Origin of the sequence: Bradyrhizobium sp. SZCCHNRI3052 (genome assembly GCF_032484895.1) — a bacterium.
GTDB lineage: Bacteria > Pseudomonadota > Alphaproteobacteria > Rhizobiales > Xanthobacteraceae > Bradyrhizobium.
This window is the reverse complement of the sequence record NZ_JAUETW010000005.1, coordinates 304,819-329,791: the sequence shown is the minus strand read 5'-3', so window position 1 is coordinate 329,791 and position 24,973 is coordinate 304,819. Positions and strand designations below refer to the sequence as shown.

Genomic DNA, 24,973 nt, shown 5'->3' with positions numbered 1-24,973 from the left:
ATGACCGATGCAGTGCGCATCGCGGATCGTCTGGTCTGGCGCGACGGAGCCCTCACCGAGGGCCACCGCCGCGTGCCGGAGGAGACCGCGGTCGCACTGACCTACAATGGCGGCACCCAGGCCGTCATGATGGCGACGCCGCAAGACCTCCGCGACTTCGCCATCGGCTTCAGCCTGAACGAAGGTCTCGTCACGAGCCGCGACGACATCATCTCGCTCGACGTCGTCGAGCTGGATGACGGCATCGAGCTCAGGATGTGGCTGCCCGACGCGCAGGCCGAACGCTTGGCCGAGCGCCGCCGCAACATCGCCGGCCCCACCGGCTGCGGCCTGTGCGGCATCGATTCGATCAGCGAAGCGGTGCGGCCGGCGGCGCATGTCCCGGACGGCCGGCGTTTCGCTCCGCGCGACGTCATGGCGGCGCTTGAGGCCATCGAGCCGCTGCAGAAGCTCAACCACGAGACTCGCGCGGTGCATGCCGCGGCGTTCTGGACTCCCGCGCGCGGCATCGTCGGCTTGCGCGAGGATGTCGGCCGCCACAACGCGCTCGACAAGCTCGCTGGCCACCTCGCGCAAACGCGCTGTGCGGCGAGCGAGGGCATCGTGATCCTGACGAGCCGCGTCTCGGTCGAACTGGTGCAGAAGGCTGCTGCCATGGGCGCACCCATCATGGTCGCGGTCTCCGCCCCGACCGCGCTCGCCATTCGCATGGCCGAGGCCGCCGGCATCACGCTGATTGCGGTGGCCCGCAACGACGGCTTCGAAATCTTCACCCATCCCGAACGGATCGTCGCGAGCGCCGAGACCGGCGCGCGATCAACACAGACGGACAACACCCATGTCGCATAACCCCTCCGAGCGCCTCGTCTACATGGCCAACCAGATCGGCAAGTTCTTCCAGAGCCAGGGACAGGAGAAGGAGGTCGCCGGCGTCGCCGAGCACATCAAGAAGTTCTGGGATCCGCGCATGCTCAAGACGATCTATGCGCACCACGACGCCGGCGGCGCCGGCCTCGACCCGGCGGTGAAGGAAGCGATCGGCCGGCTGAAAGATGCCGCGGTCGCCAAGGAAAAGGCATAGGCGGCCGGCCGTCCTACCGCGCGGCTGGTCGGGTCATCCCTCCACGAGTGCGGTGAACACGCGCCGCACTTCGGTCTGCGTTTCGCGCAGCCGCGCCTCGAGCGCCGAGAAATCCGGCGCGTCGCCCGCCCGGGCCATCACCCGCAGCAGGTCCTCGCCGGCCTGATCCGGCTTGAACTTGTCGCTGACGCACAGCCGCACGATCTGCGTCAGATCGTGATACAGCCGCGCGGCCTGACGCAGGATCACGGCTTCAGCGCGCGGCAGCACGCCGAGCCGCTCGGCATTGTCGAGCACTGCAAGCGTGCTGACATCGAGAATCTCCGGCGTCGTCGCGGCGTGGACGAGCTGCAGATATTGCGCGACGAAGTCGATGTCGACCATGCCGCCGGCGGCGTGCTTGAGGTCCCACAGATCGGCCTCGCCCTTCTCGGCCGCGATCGCGCGGCGCATGTCGGCGACGTCGCGCGCGATCGCGGTCCTGTCGCGCGGACGCTGCAGCGCGGCCTGGATGATCTCCTCGATCCGGGCCCGAAACGCCGGCGACGCCGAGATCACCCGTGCCCGCGTCAGCGCCATGTGCTCCCAGGTCCACGCCTCCTGCTCCTGGTAATGCGCAAAGGAGTCGATGTGCGAGGCCAGCGGGCCGGCGCGGCCCGACGGCCGCAGCCGCATGTCGATGTCGTAGAGCACGCCGTAATTGGTGCGCGAGGTGAAGGCCGAGATCAGCCGCTGGGTGAAGCGCGCGAAGTAGTGCGCGCCCTGCAGCGAGCGCTCGCCGTCGGAATCCGGCGCATCGCCGTCGAAGTCGTAGAGCAGGATCAGGTCGAGATCGGACGAAGCCGTCATTTCGCGCGCGCCGAGCCGCCCCATCGCGACGATCGCGGTCTCCTGGCCCTTGATGCGGCCGTGCTGGGCGGCGAAGCGCTCCGTCACGAGATCATGCACGGTGTGCACGATGCCCTCGGCGACGTCGGCGAACGCGGTGCCGGCCTGCTGCGCCGACACCGTGCCGGAGAGGATGCGCGTGCCGATTAGGAACAGGCTCTCCTGACCGAACAGCCTGAGACGATCGAGAAACTCCTCATAGGTCCCGGCATCCTTTAGCGTCGACGCCAGCCGCTCTGACAATTCGCGCCGGTCGGGAATCGCGCCGAAGAAGCGCGGATCGATCAGGCCGTCCATCAGCCGCGGCTGCCGCGCCAGCATGTCGCCGAGCCGGGGCGCCGCCCCGAGCACGAGCGCGACGAGCGCCACGAGGTCGCGGTTCTGCCCGAGCAGGGTGATCAGGCGGCCGCCGAGTTGCAGCGCCTGCAGGAAGCGGTCGAAGGCCACGACGGCGCGATCCGGCTCGTCGGCATGCGCGAGGCCATCGATCAGCGCGGGCAGGAAATCGGTGAACGCGGTGCGCGTCGCATCCGTGCGGAACACGCGGTACTCGCCCGCCAGCCATTGCTGCAGGGTCTTGGCGACCATCACCGGATCGCGGAAGCCCAATCCGGCAAGATGCTCCATCAGGCGCGGCTCGTCGGGACCGGCGCCGTAGTTCACCGCCGGCAGGCTGACGGTGCCGGTGGGATCGCCCTCGAACAGCCGGGCGTAGTGTCCCTGCACGACGTCGAGATGGAACAGCAGATCGGTCGCGAACCGCTCGCGGCTGTCGTAGCCGAAGAAGCATGCGAAGCGGCTCACGCCCTCGACATCGTCGGGCAGGCTGTGGATCTGCTCGTCCGCCATCATCTGCAGCCGGTGCTCGACCCTGCGCAGGAACTCATAAGCCGTGGTGAGCTCGTCGCGCGCCTGCTCCGTGATCCACTTGCTGGCGGTGAGCACGTCGAGCGCCTGCAAAGTCGGACGGACGCGCAGCTCGGGATGACGGCCGCCGGCGATCAACTGCTGGGTCTGGGCAAAGAACTCGATCTCACGGATGCCGCCGCGCCCGACCTTGACGTTGTGGCCTTCGACCGCGATCTCGCTGTGGCCGCGATAGACCTGCATCTGCCGCTTCATGTCGTGGACGTCGGTCAGCGCCTGGAAGTCGAGATGCTTGCGCCATACGAACGGCGACAGCTCCGCCAGCATCGCCTCGCCCGCGACGACGTCGCCGGCACAGACCCGCGCCTTGATCATCGCGGCGCGTTCCCAGGTGCGGCCCTCGCGCTCGTAGTAATGCAGCGCTGCCTCGGTCGACATCGCCACCTGCGTCGAGGCCGGATCCGGCCGCAGCCGGAGATCGACGCGGAACACATAGCCGTCCGCGGTGCGGCTCTGCAGCAGCCGCGCCATCGCTTGCGTCACGCGGACGAAGAACGGCTGCGGCTCGATGTCGCGCGCCAGCGAGTTGATCTCGGGATCGAAGAACACGATCAGGTCGATGTCGCTCGAATAGTTGAGCTCGCCCGCCCCCATCTTGCCCATCGCGAGCACGAACAGGCCGCTGCCCTGCTCCGGATCGTCGGCATCGACGGGCGCGAGCCGGCCGCGCACCGTCTCCAGGCGCAGCAGATACCGCAGCGCCATCTGCACCGAGGACACCGCGACGTCGGTCAGCCCCGCCGTCACCTGCATCACCGGCCACACGCCGCCGATGTCGCACAGCGCGATCAAGAGCGCCGCCTCGGATTTCAGCCGGCGCAGCAGGCTCATCACCTCGGCTTCGCTGGAAGCGGCAAACACCTCGCGGCCGGTGCGGGCGATCAGCTCGGCGAGATGCGCCTGCGGCTCGCTGCGCAAAAGACGGTCCAGGCGATGGCCGTCGGCGCGGACGAGATCGAACAGATAGGGCGAGCACTCGGCAATCCCGAGCAGGATGGTTCGCGGCCAGCCGTCGGCGAGCAGCTGGTGGAGCGAGGCGGCCAAGGACGGCTCGAGCTCGGCGAGCCACTCGTGGAGGCGCTGTTCGGCTTTGTCGGGCGCACGGACATGTGGGCCGGCAACGAAACGTTCGGCCAGCGTCTGCCCGTCCGCGTTTCCCGGCGCGGATGAGATCATGCGGCCTTCTGTGGCACATCCTGCGCCGGCGCCGCAAGCTTCGCGGGCACGCCGGCACCAGCCGGCAGCACCAGCGTCGCGATCAGCCCCGGCCTGGCATCGGCGAGCCGGAGCTCGCCGCCATGCAGGGTCGCGACGGCGGACGCCAAGCTGAGACCGAGGCCGGAACCGGGCAAAGTGCGGCTCGCCTCCAGCCGCACGAAACGCTCGACGGCGCGCTTGCGCTCGGCCTCGGGAATGCCCTCGCCATGATCGGTCACGCTGAGCAGCACCTGTCCGCCCTCGCGCCGCGCCTCGATCAGGATTTCGCGGCTATCAGCGGCGGCGGAGGCATCGAGCGGCAGCGCCGCCGGCTTGCCGTATTTGATCGCGTTCTCGACGAGATTGGCGAGCGCCTGGCTGATCAGCTCGCGATTGCCATGCACCGGCGCCGCCGCGGCCTTGACCCGCAAGGTCATCTCATTGTCCTCGGCCAGCGGCTCGTACAATTCGTGGATGCCGCCGGCGACCTCGGCCGCATCGAACTCGACCATGTCGCCGCGCGCCTGCCCGGACTCCGCCCGCGCGATCATCAAGAGCGCGTTGAAGGTGCGGATCAGGCCGTCGGATTCCTCGATCGTGCGCTCCAGCGCGGCGCGATATTCGTCCTCGGAGCGCGACTTCGCCAGCGCCTCCTCGGCGCGGTTGCGCAACCGCGTCAGCGGCGTCTTGAGATCATGCGCGATGTTGTCGGAGACCTCCTTGAGGCCGGTCATCAGCGCCTCGATGCGCTCCAGCATCGCGTTGAGATTTTCGGCCAGGCGATCGAGCTCGTCGCCGCTGCGCCCGACCGGCAGACGGCCGGAGAGATCGCCATCCATGATCCGCCGCGTGGTGCCGGTCATGGCATCGATCCGGTGCAGCACGCGCCGCGCGACGAAGATGCCGCCGCCGATGCCGAGCACCACCACCACCAGCACCGACCATTGCGCCGCCTTGGCGACGATGCCGAACAGGCGGCGGCGCTCCTCGAGATCGCGGCCGATCAAAAGCCGAAAACCGCTGGAGAGCTGCGTGACATAGACCAGCGCGCGATGGCTGTGCTCGGTGCTGTCGTCGAGCCGCCGGTAGAACGTCTCCGACCAGCCGGACGAGCCCATCACGCCCGGCGCCAGCGAGCCGACATTGCCGGCGATCGCCTGCCCGGTCGGCGTGGTGATGAGATAGAGATTGGCGCCCGGCCGCAGCGCGCGGCTCTCGATCGCGCCGACGATTCCGCGCAGGCCCCAGCGGGCGAAGATGTCAGTCATCTCGCTGATCTCGGAGGTGACCGTGGTCGAGATCTGCTCGGTGATGAGCCGGCGGGTGTTCCAGGCGAAATAGCCGAGCAGCGAGGCGGCGAACAGCGCAAACAACAGCAGATAGACCAGCGTCAGCCGGAACGCCGTGGTGCGGATCAGCTTACCGAAGGCCGTCACGGATCATGTACCCCGCGCCGCGGATGGTGTGGAGCAGCGGGCGGTCGAACCCCTTGTCGATCTTGGAGCGCAGCCGCGAGATGTGGACGTCGATCACGTTGGTCTGCGGATCGAAATGATAATCCCAGACGTTCTCCAGGAGCATCGTGCGCGTCACCACCTGCCCGGCATGCTTCATGAGATATTCGAGCAGGCGGAACTCGCGCGGCTGCAGCGTCAGCTCGTCCTTGCCACGCGCGACCCGGTGCGACAGCCGGTCGAGCTCGAGATCGCCGACCTTGTAGGTCGTCTCCTCGGCCGGGCCGCCATGGCGGCGCGACAGCACCTCGACGCGGGCGAGCAGCTCGGCGAAGGCATAGGGCTTCGGCAGATAATCGTCGCCGCCGGCGCGCAGGCCCTTGATGCGGTCATCGACCTGGCCGAGCGCCGACAGAATGAGCACGGGCGTCCGGTTGCCCTTGTCGCGCAGCGCGCCGATCAGCGACAGGCCGTCGCGCTTGGGCAGCATGCGGTCGACCACCAGCACGTCGTAATCCCCGCCGTCGGCCATGGCGAGCCCCTCCTCGCCGTCGCTGGCGAGGTCTGCGACATGTCCGACCTCGCGGAACGCCTTGACCAGATAGTCGGCGGACTCGCGGTCGTCTTCGATGATCAGGAGGCGCATTGCGGAAACGGGGGCGGCGGTCACGGTTCGATGTCCATCTACATGGACCGGCCGCCGTTTCCGTGCAAGGCGGCATGGGCCCGGGGTTGATCGGCAGCAAAGTGGGCGGTGAGGCTGGGGGACCTCACCGCCCGAGTTCCTTCCGACGGAGGGGGGCGTTGTCCAACGGAAGGTTTGCGGGAGCGGAACTTTAAGCCCGCCCCCAGGAAGAGCCACCGGCGCGGGGGCACATGCCGGCGGTCTCCCATCTCGTAAGGGCCTAATCTCGTAAGGGCCTTGGCCCTCGCTCAGCCCTTGGCCAGCGGCACCGCGACGAAGCGCGACTGCCCGCCGCTCTTCACACGCATCAGCACGCTGTTCTTGTTGTCGGCCTTGGCGGCGTTGATCGCTTCGCGCACGTCACCGGCGGAGGTCACCGACTTGCCCGCGACCTCCAGGATGACGTCGCCTTCCTTGAAGCCGCGATCGGCCGCCGCGCTCTTCGGGTCGACCTCGGTGACGACGACGCCGTCCTTGCCGGCACCGGCGACGCTCGACGCGGGCGCCACGGTCATGCCGAGCTTCGGCACGTCGGCGCCGCGGGTCGGGCTCGCATTGTCGCCGCCGGTGTCGGCCTTGGCCTCGATCGTGTTCGGCAGCTTGCCGAGCGTCAGGTTGATGGTCTTGTCCTCGCCCTTGTGCAGGACGTTGAGCTTGACCGAGGCGCCCGGCGCGATGCCGCCGATGGTGCGGGCGAGCTCACGCGCGTCCTTCACCGGCTCGCCGTTGACCGCGGTGATGACGTCGCCGGACTGGATGCCCGCCTTCGCCGCCGGACCGTTGGCCTGGGGCTCGGCGACCAGCGCGCCCTCGGCCTTCTTCATGCCGAGGCTGTCGGCGATGTCCTGCGTCACCGGCTGGATCTGCACGCCGATCCAGCCGCGGCTGACCGAGCCGTTGTCCTTGAGCTGCGCCACCACGCTCTTCACCGTCGAGGCGGGGATCGAGAACGCGATGCCGACGCTGCCGCCGGAGGGCGAGTAGATCGCGGTGTTGACGCCGACGACATTGCCGTCGACATCGAACGCCGGACCGCCGGAGTTGCCCTTGTTCACGGGCGCGTCGATCTGGATGAAATCGTCATACGGGCCGTTGCCGATGTCGCGGCCGACCGCCGAGACGATGCCGGCCGTCACCGTGCCGCCGAGGCCGAACGGGTTGCCGACCGCCAGCACCCAGTCGCCGATGCGCGGCTTGCCGTCGGCGAGCTTGGCGAACGGGAAGTTCGTGCTGCCCTCGACCTTGATCAGCGCCAGATCCGTGCGCGGGTCGGTGCCGATCACCTTGGCGCTGTAGGTCTTGCCGTCGTCGGTCGTCACCTCGACCTTGTTGGCGCCGTCGACCACGTGGTTGTTCGTCACGGCATAGCCGTCGGCGGAGATGAAGAAGCCGGAGCCCTGCCCGGTCACGGCGCGACCGCCACCGCGGCCGCCGCGGCCCGGCATGCCGGGAATGCCGTTCTCACCACCGAAGCGGCGGAAGAAGCGCTCCATCGGCGAGCCCGGCTGGAACGGCGTATCGTCGTCGCTGTCGTCCTTGGCGACCTTCTCGGCGATGTTGACCTTGACCGAAATCACCGACGGCTTCACCCGCTCCACGATGTCGGCGAAGCCGACCGGGCGCGCGACCTTGCTGACCTCGTTGGCGACCTGCGCGTGCGCCGAGGTCGAGAACAGATCGACCGGCGCCCCCTGCGGCGACAGGCCATAGGCGGCGACGCCGAGGCCCGCGACCACGGAGGCCATCAGCGCGAACTTGCGCGCCGAGAACAGCCCGCGCCGGGGCTGGCGATAGGACGGAAGGGAGGACAGGTCGGTCGGACGGTCAGTCATACGGTTTTCTCCGCAAGCGATTTTGGTCAAGGTCTAAAACTTGGGTCCCGGGCTGTGCGCCCCGTTCGCCAGTGAAGATGGGGGCTGCCGCCTTACGGCGTGCTGGCTGCGGCGTTAAACTTCTGTAATGGATGGACACGAACACTGCGGCGGAATGGCGCAGATGGTGGAGCGAGGCGGAAAAGCCTTGCGAGACCAGGGGCTTGCCAGCGTCCCGGCCGCCCCGTAGCGGCCATCATTTTGGCCGTTCCAACCAAAGTCGTAACCCCCGTGGGGCGGGTTGGCCGCAGGCGTAACCCGCCACCCCGCCCACCGGCCCGGCGACGTCAGCGGATGACGCTTGCGCTCATCCGCCCATCCCATTTCCGACTGCGACCGCCCGTAGCCCGCATGAGCGAAGCGACATGCGGGATCACCCGCGCATTCAATGTCGCGCAAGCTCCCACCCCAATCTCCGTCATTGCGAGCGCAGCGAAGCAATCCAGGGCTGCGAACCCGACTCTGGATTGCTTCGCTGCTGTTCAGCCCGGAGACATAGATTACACCTGTTCGGGGACATAGTTGACAGTTTTGGGGTCGCGCAGATCAATCGCTGCGATCTGATGTGCGGCAAAGAAAATTCCGAACTTTCCGTCGGCACTGAGTGGCCGGATAGCCAGCCGCTCACCTCGGAAGGCTTGCGGGACTTTCCAGAGCCGCCCCTCGAAACTGACGTAGGCCTTCGTGCTCGACACGGAACGGATGCTCTCACCCTCGTCGTATTCGACGATCGGAAGCCGGTCTGGCATCGCACGTTGGCTCGGTTGATAGCGGCTTGCCGGCACGTCGAAGTTCAAGGCCTCGTGCGGCCGGTCGAGATTGTAGATGGAGCGCCATCCGTCGAGTGCCCGCTGGACATCGGGAAGATCACGGTAGCGCCTGAAGGCAAACACCTCGGCCTTCAGACTACGGTGGAAGCGTTCGTTCTTGCCGCGGCTCTGAGGATGGTAGGGCCGGCTGTGGATCGTTCGAACGCCGAGCTTCAGAAGCCAGACCGTCAACGCGGTCCAGGGGTCTTCGAGGGTAAATCCCCAGGGGCCACCATTGTCGACGAACATCGCATCCGGCAGTCCATAACGGCGGAACGTCGTCTCCAAATGTCCTTTGACCGTAGAGCCGCGCTCGTTGTCACAAGCCGCCAGGCACAACGAGAAGCGGGAGTGATCGTCCAACGCTGTCAGCGGATCACAGGACACACCGTTCTCCAGCGCACTGTGCCCCTTGAAGTCCATCTGCCACAGCTGATTGGGCGCATCCTTCTCGAACCGCGTGTAGGGCTGTCCGGGCGCGCCTGCAGGCTCGACCACTCGATCGTAGCGGCGCAGGATGGTGTGCACGGTAGATATCGCCGGGACAGCTTGACCATCACGCTCAAGACACCGTGCGAGCTTGCGCGCGCCCCAGGCCGGGTGAGCATCGCGCAATGCGACAATCTGCTGCTCGGTCGCAGCCGCGGTGCGCTCCGGACTTCGATGAGGCCGCCGCGACCGATCCGCCAGCGCCGTGTCCCCAGCGTCATGCCGCTGGATCCATTTGTAGCCCGTCTGAGGGCTGATGCCGAACCGCCGACACAGCTCCCGCCGGTTCGCCCCTTCCTGCTTGGCAAGCATCACAAACTCTCGTCGCTGGTCCATGACAGACACCTCTCGCCACGGCATCGCTCGCCTCTCTGCTTGACGAATCGAGCCGATTTTGAAGTGTCAACCATCTCCCCGAACACCCGTCAGCTATGTCCCCGGGCTGAACACTGCGCTCGCAATGACGCGGAGAGATCTCGATCCACACGATCAAACAGCCCTTGGAGATACGCATCTTCATCCTCGCGACGCATCCCGCGCCCGAGTCATGCCCTTGAACTCGCACCCTCGCAGCGAGGGGCACAGGGAAGGCCGGGCGCTGGCCGCGCCCGTGGCCCGCCTGCGGAAAAAAATGCAGGCGGCAGGTACCACAGGTCTGGCCGAACACGCCCGGCCCTCCCTGTGCGATGGTGTTAACGGTTATACGTGATCTCCCCGGGGACCGGCTGTCTTGCCCCCGTCACCGGCGGATCATCACCACCGGCTTGGCCGCAGCATCGGGCGACCAGGACCACACGATTTCACATCCGTGATCCGCCGTTCGTCGGCGAGGCCAAAGCCCCGCTGCGGCAGCCCGCGTCCATCGCATTCCGCAACCCGCGTCCGTGACGATCGCGATACGCTCCATCAGCGGTACGGAACGCGGTGGAAGATACGGGTGATTTGGGGGAGAACGCAAGAGGATTTTTGATTTTCGGAATAAAGCCACCCATTTTACGACCCCACGATTTGGCTAATAGGAAGGGCCGCAACGAAATTCGGGAAACGATCAGCCGTAATCCCTATAAATTTTCGGGATTGCAACTTCAGGCAACACCCCGCTCCGAATGAACTCTGATACTCTAGCTTGCGATTCAATTCGCCAGTCATTGCATTGCTGTCAGGCATCTCCAATCAGCTTGACGACGCCGCGAAGCGAGCGCCCCAACAGTGATACGCAATCTCACATTATGGGTCGGAGCTTCTGCTGTACGTGTGGGAAGACTATGGGTGCCTGCTCGCAACACTGAAACGGTGCTGGCGAGGTACACCAAGCAAACTTTCTGTCTCACTGGCCACGAGCAGTTCCCATATTGTTTTCTAGGCTCCGCAACGGCAGTTCGATGGCACGACAAGTACTTTCTTTTATGGTGTCGCCACCAAACGAAAGATTACGCACCTGATGATGTCACGATCCCAATCGAGGACGGAAAGATACTTGTGTCGGGATCGCGCCTTCTTTTCGTAAGCACCGATAGCAGCAGTATTGACGAAGATTTCAACGATCTACAGGCAATGGAGTTCGTGCCTGAAAACTATCAATCTCCAAATCTTGAATCGGCATTCTTTCCAATCCAGGAGAGCGATGCGTGGAACGGAAATTCCGACACTCAATTCTACCTGTTTGGTTATCCTACGGAGTACCGAAGCGTTGACTACGAGATCCCGCATGTACATCTAAAACAGGTAGTCACCACCGGAAACTACATCGGAGCGAGCCATGCCCGGCATGTGCATCGTATAAAGATCACAGGCAAGACGCCTTTTTCTCAAGACGGCTTGAGTGGCGGCCCCATCTATCATATCGCACGAGACAGGAATTCCTACTTCGTAGGACTTGCTGGAATAATGATACGCGGTGGAAATCAGCACGTTTACTTCATCGACGTCCGGTTTATTTTGTCGCTTCTCCGATCGGCTTGGCCAGCATGATCAGGAGCAAGCACAGCCGGACGAACGTTGCGACACCAAGGTTTATCTCTGAAGCTCGTGTGTTCCCGGATCGCGCCATGTATTTTCAGCCGCAGGTGTGACGCGAGCAGCCGCCACAAACTCCACCGTCGTCCCCGCGAACGCGGGGACCCATAATCCGCGGCGGTCCTTGCTTAGAACGACTGGTCCCACATCTCGCCAACGACATCTTCCTGTGGTTATGGGTCCCGGATCGGCGCGTGCTGCGCACGCTTGTCCGGGACGACAGCGGAGCGCTTGGTGACGGCTCGCCCATCGACGATCCGAAGGGCGGCTTAGCCGAAGACGTAAGCCGCCGCGTTAGTGGTCGGGTGGCGATGGCGGATTACGCTGCGCTAATCCGCCCTACTCGTCCGACGCCGGAGCTACACACCGTGCTCCCATCACGCCACCTGCAACGACCCAAGGAACCTGCTCACCTCGCGCTTCAGCCGCCCGCTCTCCGCCGACAGCGACCGTGCCGCCGACAGCACCTGCGACGACGCAGACCCCGTCTCCGACGCTCCCCGCTGCACGTCGTCGATGTTGCGGGAGACGCGCTGGGTGCCGTTGGCGGCGTGCTGGACGTTGCGGGAGATTTCTTGCGTCGCGGCGCCCTGCTCTTCGACGGCGGCGGAGACGGCCGCTGCGATCTCCGACAGGCGGCCGATGGTGCTGCCGATCTCCTTGATCGAGCCGACCGACTCCGCGGTGGCGGCCTGGATGCCGGAGACCTGCTGGGCGATCTCGCCGGTGGCCTTGGCGGTCTGCTCGGCCAGCGCCTTGACTTCGGCCGCGACGACCGCGAAGCCGCGGCCGGCTTCGCCCGCGCGCGCCGCCTCGATGGTGGCGTTGAGCGCCAGCAAATTGGTCTGGCCGGCGATGCTACTGATCAGCTCGAGCACGTCGCCGATGCGGGTCGCGGCCTTCGACAGGGTGCCGACGCGCTCATTGGTGCGGTTGGCCTGCGCCACGGCCTCGCTGGCGATGCGCGCGGATTCCTGCACTTGGCGGGAGATCTCGCTGACCGAGGACGACAGCTGCTCGGCGGCGGAGGCCACCGTCTGCACGTTGGACGAGGCCTCCTGCGAGGCGGCGGCGACGTCGGCCGACAGGTCCTGGCCGCGCGCGGCCGTGCTGGTCAGCGTCCCGGCAGAGGCTTCGAGCTCGCTAGAGGCGTGCGACACCGCATCGACGATCTCGCCGACCGCCTGCTCGAACTGGCGGGCGAGCTTCGCCATGTCGTCCCGGCGCTCGTGCTCGCGGCGCGCCTCGGCGTCCGCATGCTCGGCGCGCAGCCGCTCGGTCTCGGCCATGTTGTCCTTGAACACCTGGATCGCCGTCGCCATGGCGCCGATCTCGTCGCTGGCGCCGCGGCCGGGAATTTCGACGGCGACGTCGCCGCTCGCGAGCCGCCCCATCGCCCGCGTCATCGACGCCAGCGGGCCGACGATGCTGCGCGCGATCAGGACCGCGACGAGGCAGCCGAACAGGATGGCGGCGGCGCCGACCAGCATCTGCAGCGAGATGGTGCTGTCGATGGCGCCCTCGGCGCGCGCGCGAGAAGCGTGATAGTCGGCATTCACGCCGGCCTCGGCGGCCTTGAGCGTGTCGATGCTCCGGGCGATCAGCGGCTCGATCGCGGTGGCGTAGATGTCCTCGGACTTCAGCGCGGCGGCGGCGGTGGCCTCGAACGCGGTCTTGTTCAGCTCCAGCGAGGCCCTCACCGGCGCGATCGCGGCCAGCACGCCCGCCGGCGGCGACGCGCCCTCCAGCGTGGCGAGCCGCTGCTCGACATTGTCGACGCCGGCGCGGAAGGCGGAGGCGGACTTGGTGTCGCGCAGCGCCAGGAAGCGCCAGGTCGCGATGCGGACGAGCTGCAGGCGGGCGTCGATGTCCGCGACCGCGGTCATGACCTCCGGCTCCTTGCTGATGCGCGCGGCGATCGACAGCTTGGCGGCCTTGGCGGCGAGGTCCTCGCCGCCCGGCAGCAGCGCGGCGCGGCCGGTCTTCATCTGCTTGACCGCATCCTGCAACTGATCGCGCTGGGTCTTCATCTGCGCGATCTCGCCGGTGAGATCGCCATAGAGCTTGCGCTGCTCCGCCGACAGCCAACCGGCGGTGGCCGCCTGCAGCAGCGCGGTCGCCGCCGCCTCGCGCTCGGCGGCCTCCTTGAGCGCCGGCTCGTTGGCGTCGTGGATGTAGCGCAGGTTGGCGCGCTGGATCGCCTGCAAATGGTTGGAGATCTGCAGGATGCGCGCGGTCGCGTCCGACAGCGCCGACATGCTCGCGACCTGGTCGCGCACCGCCCACAGATTCCACACCGCCACGGCCGCCATCACAGCGCCGGCGACGATGAGCGCCGCAAAGCCGGCGTAGAGACGCCCCCTGATCTTCAAGCTCATCATGTCCTCGTCCGCTCCCCCAAGAGCGGCAGGCGGGCGAACTGACGTCGCTACGCGCCTGCCCCGCAGCATCGGCCGCCTGTCCGGCGACTCATAGCTGTGCTGTATGCACGATGGGGGATATTTACTAATAGCGGGTTAGACGGCCGCGGCTCGCAGCTGCCGGTGTGACGCGAGCGGCCTCCACCAACTCCGATGTCGTCCCTGCGAACGCAGGGACCCATACTCCGCGGCGGTTGTCGTGAAACAAGACTGGTCCGACATCCCGCACAACAGCATCTCCCTGTGGTTATGGGTCCCTGCGTTCGCAGGGACGACAGCGGAGAACTGGGTGACGGCTTCGCGTGATGGTGGGAGACGACGCTCTCTCCGCCGTCATTCCGGGGCGCGCGACAGCGCGAGCCCGGAATCCATAACCACGGCTGTCGATGTTGGAGCGAGATGTAGCGACAGCCCGTCGCCATCTTGACCGCTCGTGGTTATGGATTCCGGGCTCATTCGCGTGCCGCGAATGCCCCGGAATGACGGCGGAGACGATGGCTGGCTGTTGTCGTGCGGCGCTGGCCGGCTGATCAGCTCGCCTTGACGCTCACGATGAACGCACTCCGCGGCGGTTGTCGTGAAACAAGACTGGTCCGACATCCCGCACAACAGCATCTCCCTGTGGCTATGGGTCCCTGCGTTCGCAGGGACGACAGCGGAGGGCTGGGCGACGGCTTCGCGTCATGGCGGGGACGACGCTCTCGCCGCCGTCATTCCGGGGCGCGCGTGAGCGCGAGCCCGGAATCCATAGCCACGACTCGCAGTTGGTGGAGCAATACGCCGAAACGGCCCGTCGCCACCACAACCGCTCGTGGTTATGGATTCCGGGCTCATTCGCGTGCCGCGAATGCCCCGGAATGACGGCGGAGATGATGGCTGGCTGTTGTCGCGCGGCGCTAGCCGCCCGATCAACTTGCCTTCACGCTCACGATGAACGCATCGACCTCGCGCTTCAGCGTCTCGGCCTGTTGCGACAGCTCGCCGGCGGCGTCGCGGGCGTCGGTGGCGAGGCGGCCGGTTTCGGCGGAGGTGGAGCTGATCTGGGCGATGTGGTTGGAGACGTCGAGGGTGCCGCGGGCGGCTTCCTGGACGCTGCGGGAGATGTCCTGGGTGGCGTTGCGCTGCTGCGAGGTGTCGACCTCGATGCCGGACATGATGGCGCTGATCTCGCTGAGCGTGGTCGAGATGCCGTCGATGGCGCCGCGGGTCTCGGCGGTGATGCCCTGGATGCTGGCGACGTGGGCCGAGATCTCGTCGGTCGCCTTGCTGGTCTGGTTGGCAAGGTTCTTCACCTCCGAGGCGACGACCGAGAAGCCCCGGCCGGCCTCGCCGGCGCGGGCGGCCTCGATGGTGGCGTTCAGCGCCAGCAAATTGGTCTGCGAGGCGATCGCCTGCACGAGCTGGACGACGGCGCCGATCTTCTCGGCGGCGTCCGACAGCGCGTGGATGGTGTTCTTGCTCTTCTCGGCCTGCGAGGCCGCGCCCTCGGCGCGCTGGGTGGCGTCGGAGACGCGGCGGCTGATGGTGCCGATCGAGCTCGTCATCTCCTCGGTCGAGCCGGCCACGGTCTGGACGCTGCGATTGGCGTGGTTGGCGGCGGCCTCGACCGCATTCGCCTTGGCCGAGGTGTCGTTGGCGGCGCGCGACAGGGTCTCGGCATTGCTCTTCAGCCGGATGGCCGAGGACGCCACGCTGCTGACGACGCTTGCGACGAGGTCGTTGAAGGAATGGATGCGGCCGTCGAGAAAGCGCGAGCGCTCGCCCTGGCGCTGCGCCTCCTGCAATTCGCGCGCGGTGAGGCGCTGGCGCTCGATGCCGTTGGTCTTGAACACCTCGAGCGCGCCCGCGAGCTGGCCGATCTCGTTGCTGAGGCCGAGGCCGGGAATCGACGTGTCGTATTTCTGGTCGGCGACGTCGCGCATGGCCGAGACCATCGCGGCGAGCGGGCGCAGGATGCCGTTCTGCACGGCGGCATAGGTCATCAGGCAGACGGCGCTGGCGAACACGGCGATGGCCGCGCAGGCCATCAGGAAGTAGGAGAACGCCGACTGCGCCTGCTGATAGATCAGCATCGCATGATCACGGGCGGGACCGCTGAGATTGGCGAAGTCCGACGACAGGCTGGTGATCTGGTTGTTGAGATAGAGCACCGCGATGAAGCCGGTGCCGCCGCCGATCGCCAACAGCATGAGGAGAGAGGCGACGACGCCTCCCACGAGGAAGCGGATCGTCAGATTGCTGTTGGAGAACATCGGCTTTGCCCGGGTACGTCAGACGGAATGTCAACGCACACTTCCAGACAAAGGTAAAATAAGCTGAAAGCGCGGGTAGGTGCGGAGCACGGGAAAGCACGGGGGTTTTGCGGATCGACGGCGCGTTCTCATTTGCTGCGCACGCTTCTTACTCGCGACAGCCGGCCTTCGCACCACGCGCGCTTTCAGCCCGCCTCTCTCCGTCGTCATGGCCGGGCTTGACCCGGCCATCCACGTCGTCCGGCACTCTGGGATCCACGTGGATGCCCGGGTCAAGCCCGGGCATGACGGAGTAACTAACTGGCAGGGGATCGTGACGTTAGCGGATCATCACGTCGCCGGCGGCTGCTCGGCGGCCATCAGCGCGGCGAGGCGCGCCTCCTCCTCGGCCGTCAGCTTCGGCGTGGCCTCCGCGCCGTGCTGGCCGCGGCGGCGGACCTGCCACCACAGCGCCAGGCCACCGCCGAGCAGCAGCACCGGCGGCAGCAGCCACAGCAGGAGGGTCTGGCGCTCGAACCGCGGCTTCAGCAGCACGAACTGGCCGTAGCGCGCGACCAGGAAATCCAGCACCTGATTGTCACTATCACCGGCGGCGAGACGCTCGCGCACCAGCAGGCGCAGGTCGCGCGCCAGCGGCGCATCGGAATCGTCGATCGACTGGTTCTGGCAGACCATGCAGCGCAGCTCGCGCGACAGCGCGCGGGCGCGCTGCTCCTTGGCGGTGTCCGACATGACCTCGTCGGGCTGCACGGCATGCGCGACCGGTGCGGCAAGCAGCAGCAGCGCGAGCGCGAGGAAGCCGAGACTGCGTCGCATCCGCCCTACTCCGCCGGCTGCAGCGCGCGCGGCGCGCGCCGGCCGCGGCGCGCCGACGCGCAGGCGCCGGTCGGACAGCGACAGCAGGCCGCCGAACGCCATCAGCACCGGACCGAACCAGATCAAGAGCACCAGCGGCTTGTGATAGATGCGCACGGCCAGCCCGCCGTCGGCGGTGGCATCGCCGAGCGAGACGTAGAGCTGGCTGACGCCGCGGGTCATCAGCGCGGCTTCCGTCGTCGACATGCCGCGGGTGGCGAAGCTGCGCTTGCTAGGCGTCAGGACGCTGAGCTGCCTGCCGTCCTCGCTGATGACGAAGGTGCTGACGACCTCGCTGAAATTCGGGCCCTGGCGCTGGCTCATGCCGTCGAACTTGATCTGGTAGCCGGCGAGATTGCGGACGTCGCCCGGACGCAGCGTGCTGATCAGCTCGCTGTTCCAGGTGGTCTCGCAGACGATGCCGAGCAGCGCGACGCCAAGGCCGGCATGCGCGAACGCCGTGCCCCACACCGAGCGCGGCAGGCCGGCCGTCCGGTGCAGCGCGGTCTTGAACGGCACGCGGGCCACGCCGCTGCGCTCGACCAGATCGACGACCGAGCCGGTGATGACGAACACGCCGAGACCGATGCCGAGCGGCGCCAGCGCGCTGCCGCCGCGCGCCCAGGCCCAGACGATCGCGATCGTCACCAGCGCCGTGACGCCGGCCGCGAGCAGCCGTTGGGCCGCCGCGACGAGGTCGCCGCGCTTCCACGCCAGCATCGGGCCGAACGGCACCATCAGCAGCAACAGCGCGAACAAGGGGCCGAAGGTGATGTTGTAGAACGGCGCGCCGACCGAGAGCTTGAAGTCGAGCGCCTCCATGATCACCGGGTATAGCGTGCCGAACAGCACGGTGGCGCAGGACACGGTGAGCAGCAGATTGTTCAAGACCAGCGCGCCTTCGCGCGAGATCGGCGCGAACAGCCCGCCCTGCTTCAGCGCGGTGGCGCGGCCGGCGAACAGCGTCAGGCTGCCGCCGATGAACAGCACGAGGATGCCGAGGATGAACACGCCGCGCGTCGGATCGCTGGCGAAGGCGTGCACCGAGGTGATGACGCCGGAGCGCACCAGGAAGGTGCCGAGCAGGGACAGCGAGAAGGTCAGGATCGACAGCAGGATGGTCCAGACCTTGAGCGCGTTGCGCTTCTCCATGACGACAGCGGAGTGCAGCAGCGCGGTGCCGGCGAGCCAGGGCATCAGCGAGGCGTTCTCGACCGGGTCCCAGAACCACCAGCCGCCCCAGCCGAGCTCGTAATAGGCCCAGTACGAGCCCATGGCGATGCCGAGCGTCAGGAAGATCCAGGCCATCAGGGTCCACGGCCGCACCCAGCGCGCCCAGGCGGCATCGATGCGGCCTTCGAGCAGGGCTGCGATTGCGAACGAGAACGAGATCGAGAAGCCGACATAGCCGAGATAGAGCATCGGCGGATGCACGGCGAGGCCGATGTCCTGCAGCACCGGATTGAGATCGCGGCCCTCGATCGGCGGGTTGGCGAGGCGCGCGAACGGATTCGATGTGGTCAGGATGAACAGATAGAACGCGGTCGCCACCCAGGCCTGCACCGCGAGCACGCGGGCGCGCAAGGACAGCGGCAGGTTGTTGCCGAAGGCCGCGACCATGGCGCCGAACAGCGCCAGGATCGACACCCACAGCAGCATCGAGCCTTCGTGGTTGCCCCACACGCCGGTGATCTTGTAGAGCAGCGGCTTCATCGAGTGCGAGTTCTCGAACACGTTGGCGACGGAGAAATCCGAGGTCACGTGCAACGTGATCAGCGCGATGAAGGAGAGACCGGCGAACAGCAATTGCGCCAGCGCGGCCGAGCGGCCGACATTCATCAGGGCGACGTCACGCTGATACGCGCCGAGCATCGGCACGGTGGACTGAATCAGCGCCAGCGCAAGCGCCAGCACCAGGGCGTAATGTCCGCTCTCTGCAATCACTGCGTCGCTCCTGCCGCGCTCTTGTCAGTGCCCTCGCGCATCGACACCGGGCCCGGTTTGGCGCCGCCTTTCGGCTTGCCGTAATCGTCCTTCCAATGGCCCTGCTTCTTCAGGGCATCGGCCACTTCCTTCGGCATGTAGGTCTCGTCGTGCTTGGCGAGCACGGTATCGGCCTTGAACACGCCGTCGGCATCGAGCGCGCCCTCGGCGACGACGCCCTGCCCTTCGCGGAACAGATCCGGCAGGATGCCCTTGTAGGCGACCGGCAGCTTGGCGCCGCCATCGGCGACCTCGAAGCTGACGGCGAGATCGTCGCCGCGCTTCAGCGAGCCCGGCTGCACCAGGCCGCCGAGCCGGAAGCGCTTGCCCGGGCCGATATGCTTCTCTGCGACCATGGTCGGGGTCGAGAAGAACACGATGGAGTCGCGCAGCGCGTTGAGCACCAGCCCTGCGGCGACCGCGAGCACGAACAGCGCCCCGCCGATGATCGTCAAACGCCTCTGCTTGCGTGTCATCCCTTGATCCCGTTGGCGGCGGAAGCGCCGCTCATCCATCCAAGCCGAAAGTCTTCACGCCCTCGTTGAGCTGCCGCAACCGCTCGGCATCGCCGGACACCGCCTGCCGCGCATCCGACAACGCCCCCTTGGCCTTGTCGAGATCGCCCATCACGACATAGGCGCGCACCAGGCGCAACCAGCCCTCGACGTCGTCGCCATTCTGCTTCAGCCGCGCCGCCAGCCGGTCGACCATGCCGCGGATCATCGTCTCGCGGTCACCGTCGCTCATGCTCTTGGCCGCGGCCATCGCCTCGCTCGGCAGCGCCGGCACCTCGCCGCCGCCGACCCGGCCGAGCGCCGCCGTCACCAGCGGCCGCCACGGCGCATCCGCCGGCGCCTTGCCCAGCATCGCCCGCCAGATGTTGGCCGCATCGTCCTTGCGGCCGTCCTGCTCGGCGGCGAGACCGAGATAGTAGTTCGACTTCGGCTCGTCGGCCTCGAGCGCGTGAGCCCGCTCGAACTCCGCCTTGGCCTCGGCAGTGACGACGCCGCCAGCGGCGGCCGTGATCATCTCGCCGAGATCGGCGCGCTTGGCCGCGCCGTCGCCGGCATAGGTGATCATGTTGCGATAGGCCCGAATCGCGTCATCGGTGCGGCCGAGCCGCGCCAGCACCGGGGCGAGCACGGTCCAGCCGCGGCCGTCGGTCGGGTTCTTCTGCAGGTGGTGCTCGACCTGCGCCACCAGCGTTTCCAGCGGCTGCGTCCCGTTGGGCGGCGCCGCGCGTGCGGTGAGCGGGAAATCCGGCAGTTGCGGCGAGCCGAGCGGCAGGTAGACCGCGAGCGCCACGATCGGCACCCCGATCAGCGCCAGCACGGCCGCCGCGCGGCGCAGGCCGAGGCTCGGCTTCCCCGCAGCCTCGCCCTCCTGGTCGGCGGCAGCCAGCAGGCGGCGGCCGATCTCGACCCGCGCGGCTTCCGCCTCGACCTTGCCGATCAGCCCGGTTTCGACATCGCGCTCGATCTCGGCCAGCTGATCCTTGTAGACGACGACCTCGCGACCGCCAGACGCGGCCCGCGCGCCCAGGCCGAGCGGCAGCAGGACGGCGAAGATCGCCGCGGCCGTCATCACGGCGAACACGAACCAGAGAGTCATCAGACAGAGTTCCAGTCAGCGCCCACCGGCAGGCGCGCCTCGCGCCGCTTTTAACCAGCACCGTTCCCGGCGGCAATTCACATTTGCCGCCGTGGTAGCGCAGCCGTCCGCGCCAAAAAACTCAGGAGGATTACGTAATTAGGGGACCTCGAACTCAGCGCTCTTGGCGAGATAGCTGCCGTGCCCGTTCAGGGCCATAAGGAAATAGGTGCCCGGCCGGACATGGTCGGTGAGCCTGATCCGCAGCGACCCGACCGGGACCGGAGAGGCGATGGTGGTGACGGGATCGGGAAGTGGCGCCCCGCTCGTCTTGTCGACGAGCACGACCTTGGCCTTGATCATGAGGTTGCGATAGGTCGCGCGGACGACGCGGTTCTCGACCTCGACGAAGTTGATGACGGAAATCATGGTCTTGATGAAAATGGATGGAACTTGGCGGAACCTATGCGTGGCCCCGGGGCGAGGTCAACCTGAAATTGCAAAATCAAAAACGTCGACAGACTAGCAGAAAATCTCAACCGGCGCGCGAGGATTTTCGCTCGCCGTTCATCGCGTTCTCGGCCGACCTGCTCATCAATTGGGCGTAGTCGTTGCCGAACAGGACGTGACAGAAGCGGATCGCCGCCGACACCTGCGACTGCCGATAGGCGCGCGCCCGCGCGTCGCCCGAGCGCAGCGACTGCACCAGCGCTTCGGTGGCCTTCTCGACATATTGCTGCAGATCGGAATAGGTCCGCAGCGTCACCTCGTTGATCGCGAGCTCGCTGGCATAGTTGCGGCAGACGGCGACGAACTCGATCAGTGCAGCCACCTCCTCGACCTCGCTGCCATCGACGCCGGCGCCGGCCGGAATGTCCTTGTCGGCGCGCTGGCGCAGGATGCGGCGGACGCGGCCAGGCACGCTGTCGATCTCCGATTGCAGGGCATTGGAGATGTCGGCGCGGATCGCGGTGAGCTGCTTGCCCCAGTTCGATTCCGAGCGCAGGTCGAGCTCGGTGCGCAGGCCGCGAACGCCGTCATGCAGCGTCTTCAGCGTATCGCCGAGATCGGAGAAATGACCGCGCCGGATGTCGGCGCGCAGCACCGAGGCGAGACCGGCGAGATCGTTGAGCGCGATGGTGACGGCGACGCCGAACGGGGTCGCGGCGACCCTGATCTCGTCGTCGGAGGCGGCGATCTTGGTGGCGAGACGGATGATCTGCCAGGGCGCGGCGAGCCGCTGCATCACCAGCGACAGTGCGAACGGCAGCATCGAGGGCGTCTGCAGCGACGGCACGTTGATGGCTTCGGTGACGGAGGCGATCTGCGAATCGCCGAGCACGCGGATGATGCCGGGCAGCCGGCCGTTGAGGCCGTCGAGCGCCTCGCGGTTCTGCAGCACCAGCGCGATCGGCAGCAGATCCTCGATCACGCTGGGGGCGCCGATGCGGGCCAGCGCGCGCTGGCGGTCGCCGGTCGCGTTGGGGCCGACGAGGTTCATCAGCGCCTCGGCGGCGGCGCGCTGCAGCTTGCGTGCGGCCATCTCGACCTCGCGCGAACTGTCGCCGGAGACCGACATCGCGGCCTCGAATTCGGCGTAGCGCTCCGGCGCGCCTTCGCGACCGAGCCACTGCCAGACCGGCAGCAGCGAGGCACGGCGGATCTGGCCGGGACGGAGAGGACCGGTGGAATCGGTGAGGAACGGGTCGAGCGGCCGGAACAGCCGACGCGGGCCATCGCCGCTCTGGCGGCGCTCGTCGCGGCCTTGCGGACGGGCGACCTCGATGGCGGGTTGGGGCCGCGCCGGGTCGGCTGCTGGAGCGGGAGCCGGCGGCGCGACGGGCCGCACCACCTTGCGCAGCTGTTCGAGCACCAGGGTCGCCACGGCGACGTCCTGGCCGCGCTCGATGGCGCGCTCGAATTCGCGCATCAGGAGCGACTGCGCGTTCGGCGGCAGCTGCCCGAGATATTCCCTTAACCGCTCGTGAGCTGTCTGACCCATGCGCCGGCGTGCAAATTTCCACGGCGAGAGCGCACATCGCGCACCCCTGCCCGAACCATAGCGTCCGCGGTATTAAGAACACCTTTAGGATGGCGAAATTCGCCGCCCCGTCAAACGCCGGGAAGTCTCAGCTCCGCCCGCAGTCCCCCGGTCGGGGCATCGCCCAGGGTCAGGCGGCCGCCATAGAGCGCGGCCAGATCGGTGACGATCGACAGCCCGAGCCCCGACCCCGGCTTGGATTCGTCCAGCCGCTGGCCGCGCCGCAGCACCTGGGCGCGCTCGGCCGCCGAAAGGCCGCGGCCATCGTCATCGACCACGATCCGCAGCATCGGCGAGGCCCCGGACTGGGCCGGCGGCTCCACGGTGAGCTCGACCGAGACCCGCGAAGCCGCCCATTTGCAGGCATTGTCGACCAGATTGCCGACCATCTCCTCGAGATCCTGGCGCTCGCCGCGAAACCGCGCGGCGGGATCGGCGGTCGCCTCGACCACGATGCTGCGGTCGCGGTAGATCTTTTCCATGGTGCGGCGCAGCGCCTCGATGGCCGGCGTCACCTCCGTCACGGTGGACACGATGGTGACGCGCGCGGCGATCCGCGCCCGCTCGAGGTGGTGGGCGACCTGGTCGCGCATGACGTCCGCCTGCTCCATCACCTTGGCCGCGAAGGGGTCCGCCGCATGGGTCGCCGCTTCGTTCACGATGACCGAGAGCGGCGTCTTGATGGCATGGGCGAGATTGCCGACATGCGTGCGCGCCCGCTCGACGATCTCGCGATTGGCGTCGATGAGGGCATTGGTCTCGCGGGCCAGCGGCGCGATCTCCACCGGAAACTCCCCTTCCAGCCGCTCGGCGCGCCCGGACCGGATGTCGGCGATCGATTCGGAGATGCGTTTCAGCGGCGCGAGGCCATAGCGGACCTGGAAGATGGTCGTGAGCAGCAGCACGATCCCGAGCGCGGTGAAGGTGCCGCCGAGGTAGTAGTCGAAGCTGCGGGTCTCGTCGAAGATCTCCGAGGCATCGCCGGCGACGCTGACCAGGAACTTGCCGTCGGAGCCGAGATCCACCGGGCGCTCGACCATGCGCAGGTCCTGGTTCTCCGGCCCCTCGACATAGCCGATCCGGATCCCGGCCGCCGTGAGCTCGACCCCCTGCTCCTCCAGCTTGGGCAGCTTCTTGTCCCACAGCGAGCGCGAGGCCCGTACCTCCGGCTTCTCGGCGTCGGTACGGGTGATCTGCCAGTACCAGCCGGACAGCGGCAGCTCGAACAGCGGCTCGCCCAAGGACTGGAATTGGCGGTCCGGTGGATCGTCGGGGGTGGCGACCTCGGCGATCAGGGTGCGCAGATAGAGGTTGAGCCGTCGGTCGAAGGCGCGCTCGGTCGCGTTGCGATACACCGAGGACAGCACGATGCCGGTAATGGCGAGAATGACCACGAGCCACGCGGTCGCGGACAGGAACAACCGGGTGGCAAGTGAACTCTGGCGCATGACCGCAAACTAGCGAAACGGCCGGCGCCCGGCCACCTCGAATGGCTGGCTCAGGAAACGGATCAGGCGCCTGCGGCGGGCGGCGGGGTCAGCAGGTAGCCGAGGCCGCGCACGGTCTGGATGACGTCGCAGTCGAGCTTCTTCCTGATGCGGCCGACGAACACCTCGATCGTGTTCGAGTCGCGGTCGAAGTCCTGGTCGTAGAGATGCTCGACCAGCTCGCTGCGCGAGACGACGCGGCCGGAATGATGCATCAGATAGGACAGCAGGCGGTATTCGTGTGAGGTCATCTTGACGGGGTTGCCCGACACGCTGACCTTGCCAGTGCGGGTGTCGAGGGTGACCGGCCCGCAGGTCAGCTCGCTCTGGGCGTGGCCGGCCGAGCGGCGCAGCAGCGCGCGGATGCGCGCCAGAACCTCTTCCAGGTGGAAGGGCTTGGCCACGTAGTCGTCGGCACCGGCGTCGAAGCCCTGGACCTTGTCGCTCCAGCGGTCGCGCGCGGTGAGAATCAAGACCGGCATCGCCCGGCCATTGCGCCGCCACGCCTCCAGCACCGAAATGCCGTCCATCTTGGGCAGGCCGATGTCCAGCACGACAGCGTCGTAGGGCTCGCTGTCGCCCAGATAGTGCCCTTCCTCCCCATCGAACGCACGGTCCACGACGTAGCCGGCGTCGCTCAGGGCCGTGGTGAGCTGACGGTTGAGATCCGGATCGTCCTCGACAACGAGCAGACGCACGCTTGCCTCCAAAGCTGAACTGCACGATTTCCGCCCTCAAGATGAACCGGAAGGCCGTGAACCGTGCATGAACGGAACCCGAGCGACCAGGTTACTTTTTGGTCATCTCGATCGGGACCGCCGGCAGGGGCCGACAGAATTGGGGCGGATATAAGCTCTGAAAGACGGGCATGAGAAGACCCGCCGCACGGATGGCGGGGCTCGAACGCGGATCTGAGGGACGCGGACGG

The 24,973-nt window shown here is 67.1% G+C and carries 17 protein-coding genes and 1 pseudogene; 3 read left to right on the top strand and 15 right to left on the bottom strand.

Annotated elements, in window-relative coordinates:
- Both fdhD and QW887_RS17310 read left to right on the top strand, forming a co-directional pair.
- Window positions 1-849 (top strand): formate dehydrogenase accessory sulfurtransferase FdhD, encoded by an 849-nt coding sequence (gene fdhD, locus QW887_RS17315; RefSeq protein WP_315768114.1) that lies wholly within the window; start codon window positions 1-3, stop codon window positions 847-849.
- Window positions 839-1,081, top strand: coding sequence for a formate dehydrogenase subunit delta (locus tag QW887_RS17310; RefSeq protein ID WP_315716156.1), 243 nt, complete (start codon window positions 839-841; stop codon window positions 1,079-1,081). The genes fdhD and QW887_RS17310 overlap by 11 nt, the downstream gene beginning before the upstream one ends.
- A gap of 33 nt (window positions 1,082-1,114) precedes the next feature.
- Here the strand turns inward: QW887_RS17310 and QW887_RS17305 are convergent, their stop codons facing one another.
- The 5 genes from QW887_RS17305 to QW887_RS17285 form a co-directional block, all read right to left on the bottom strand.
- Complete coding sequence (locus QW887_RS17305) at window positions 1,115-4,072, bottom strand: bifunctional [glutamine synthetase] adenylyltransferase/[glutamine synthetase]-adenylyl-L-tyrosine phosphorylase (protein WP_316194736.1); 2,958 nt, start codon at window positions 4,070-4,072, stop codon at window positions 1,115-1,117.
- Window positions 4,069-5,529, bottom strand: coding sequence for a sensor histidine kinase (locus QW887_RS17300; protein ID WP_316194735.1), 1,461 nt, complete (start codon window positions 5,527-5,529; stop codon window positions 4,069-4,071). The genes QW887_RS17305 and QW887_RS17300 overlap by 4 nt, the downstream gene beginning before the upstream one ends.
- Complete coding sequence (locus QW887_RS17295; RefSeq protein WP_316194763.1) at window positions 5,513-6,193, bottom strand: response regulator transcription factor; 681 nt, start codon at window positions 6,191-6,193, stop codon at window positions 5,513-5,515. Before QW887_RS17295 ends, QW887_RS17300 begins: the two co-directional genes overlap by 17 nt.
- 287 nt (window positions 6,194-6,480) lie before the next feature.
- Window positions 6,481-8,064, bottom strand: a complete 1,584-nt coding sequence (locus QW887_RS17290) for a Do family serine endopeptidase (RefSeq protein WP_316194734.1) — start codon at window positions 8,062-8,064, stop codon at window positions 6,481-6,483.
- Window positions 8,065-8,603: 539 nt separating this feature from the next.
- Window positions 8,604-9,761: an IS481 family transposase gene (locus tag QW887_RS17285; protein ID WP_316194733.1), complete on the bottom strand. Its 1,158-nt coding sequence runs from the start codon at window positions 9,759-9,761 to the stop codon at window positions 8,604-8,606.
- Window positions 9,762-10,670: 909 nt separating this feature from the next.
- On the opposite strand from QW887_RS17285, the gene QW887_RS17280 reads away from it, so the two are divergent.
- A complete protein-coding gene (locus QW887_RS17280) occupies window positions 10,671-11,372 on the top strand; it encodes a hypothetical protein (RefSeq protein WP_315828277.1) in 702 nt (233 codons plus the stop codon).
- A gap of 422 nt (window positions 11,373-11,794) precedes the next feature.
- Here QW887_RS17280 and QW887_RS17275 read toward each other — a convergent pair whose 3' ends face one another.
- From QW887_RS17275 to QW887_RS17230, 10 genes and pseudogenes are all read right to left on the bottom strand, one after another.
- On the bottom strand, window positions 11,795-13,798 hold the full coding sequence (locus tag QW887_RS17275) for a methyl-accepting chemotaxis protein (RefSeq protein ID WP_316167010.1): 2,004 nt from the start codon (window positions 13,796-13,798) through the stop codon (window positions 11,795-11,797).
- Between the two features lie 947 nt (window positions 13,799-14,745).
- Window positions 14,746-16,089, bottom strand: coding sequence for a HAMP domain-containing methyl-accepting chemotaxis protein (locus QW887_RS17270; RefSeq protein ID WP_316194732.1), 1,344 nt, complete (start codon window positions 16,087-16,089; stop codon window positions 14,746-14,748).
- Window positions 16,090-16,419: 330 nt separating this feature from the next.
- A complete protein-coding gene (locus tag QW887_RS17265; RefSeq protein ID WP_316194731.1) occupies window positions 16,420-16,905 on the bottom strand; it encodes a cytochrome c-type biogenesis protein in 486 nt (161 codons plus the stop codon).
- Between the two features lie 5 nt (window positions 16,906-16,910).
- A pseudogene (locus QW887_RS17260) lies at window positions 16,911-18,888 on the bottom strand (heme lyase CcmF/NrfE family subunit).
- Window positions 18,885-19,403, bottom strand: a complete 519-nt coding sequence (ccmE, locus tag QW887_RS17255) for a cytochrome c maturation protein CcmE (protein ID WP_315753052.1) — start codon at window positions 19,401-19,403, stop codon at window positions 18,885-18,887. Before ccmE ends, QW887_RS17260 begins: the two are co-directional and overlap by 4 nt.
- A gap of 31 nt (window positions 19,404-19,434) precedes the next feature.
- Window positions 19,435-20,538, bottom strand: a complete 1,104-nt coding sequence (ccmI, locus tag QW887_RS17250; RefSeq protein WP_316194730.1) for a c-type cytochrome biogenesis protein CcmI — start codon at window positions 20,536-20,538, stop codon at window positions 19,435-19,437.
- Between the two features lie 138 nt (window positions 20,539-20,676).
- Window positions 20,677-20,946: a hypothetical protein gene (locus tag QW887_RS17245; protein WP_315716145.1), complete on the bottom strand. Its 270-nt coding sequence runs from the start codon at window positions 20,944-20,946 to the stop codon at window positions 20,677-20,679.
- A 106-nt stretch (window positions 20,947-21,052) separates the two neighbouring features.
- Entirely contained in the window at window positions 21,053-22,519 is a 1,467-nt protein-coding gene (locus QW887_RS17240; RefSeq protein WP_315716144.1) for a hypothetical protein, read from the bottom strand.
- A gap of 110 nt (window positions 22,520-22,629) precedes the next feature.
- Window positions 22,630-24,006, bottom strand: a complete 1,377-nt coding sequence (locus tag QW887_RS17235; protein ID WP_316175909.1) for a sensor histidine kinase — start codon at window positions 24,004-24,006, stop codon at window positions 22,630-22,632.
- A 62-nt stretch (window positions 24,007-24,068) separates the two neighbouring features.
- Window positions 24,069-24,743, bottom strand: a complete 675-nt coding sequence (locus QW887_RS17230) for a response regulator transcription factor (protein ID WP_006614547.1) — start codon at window positions 24,741-24,743, stop codon at window positions 24,069-24,071.
- Window positions 24,744-24,973 lie beyond the last annotated feature (230 nt).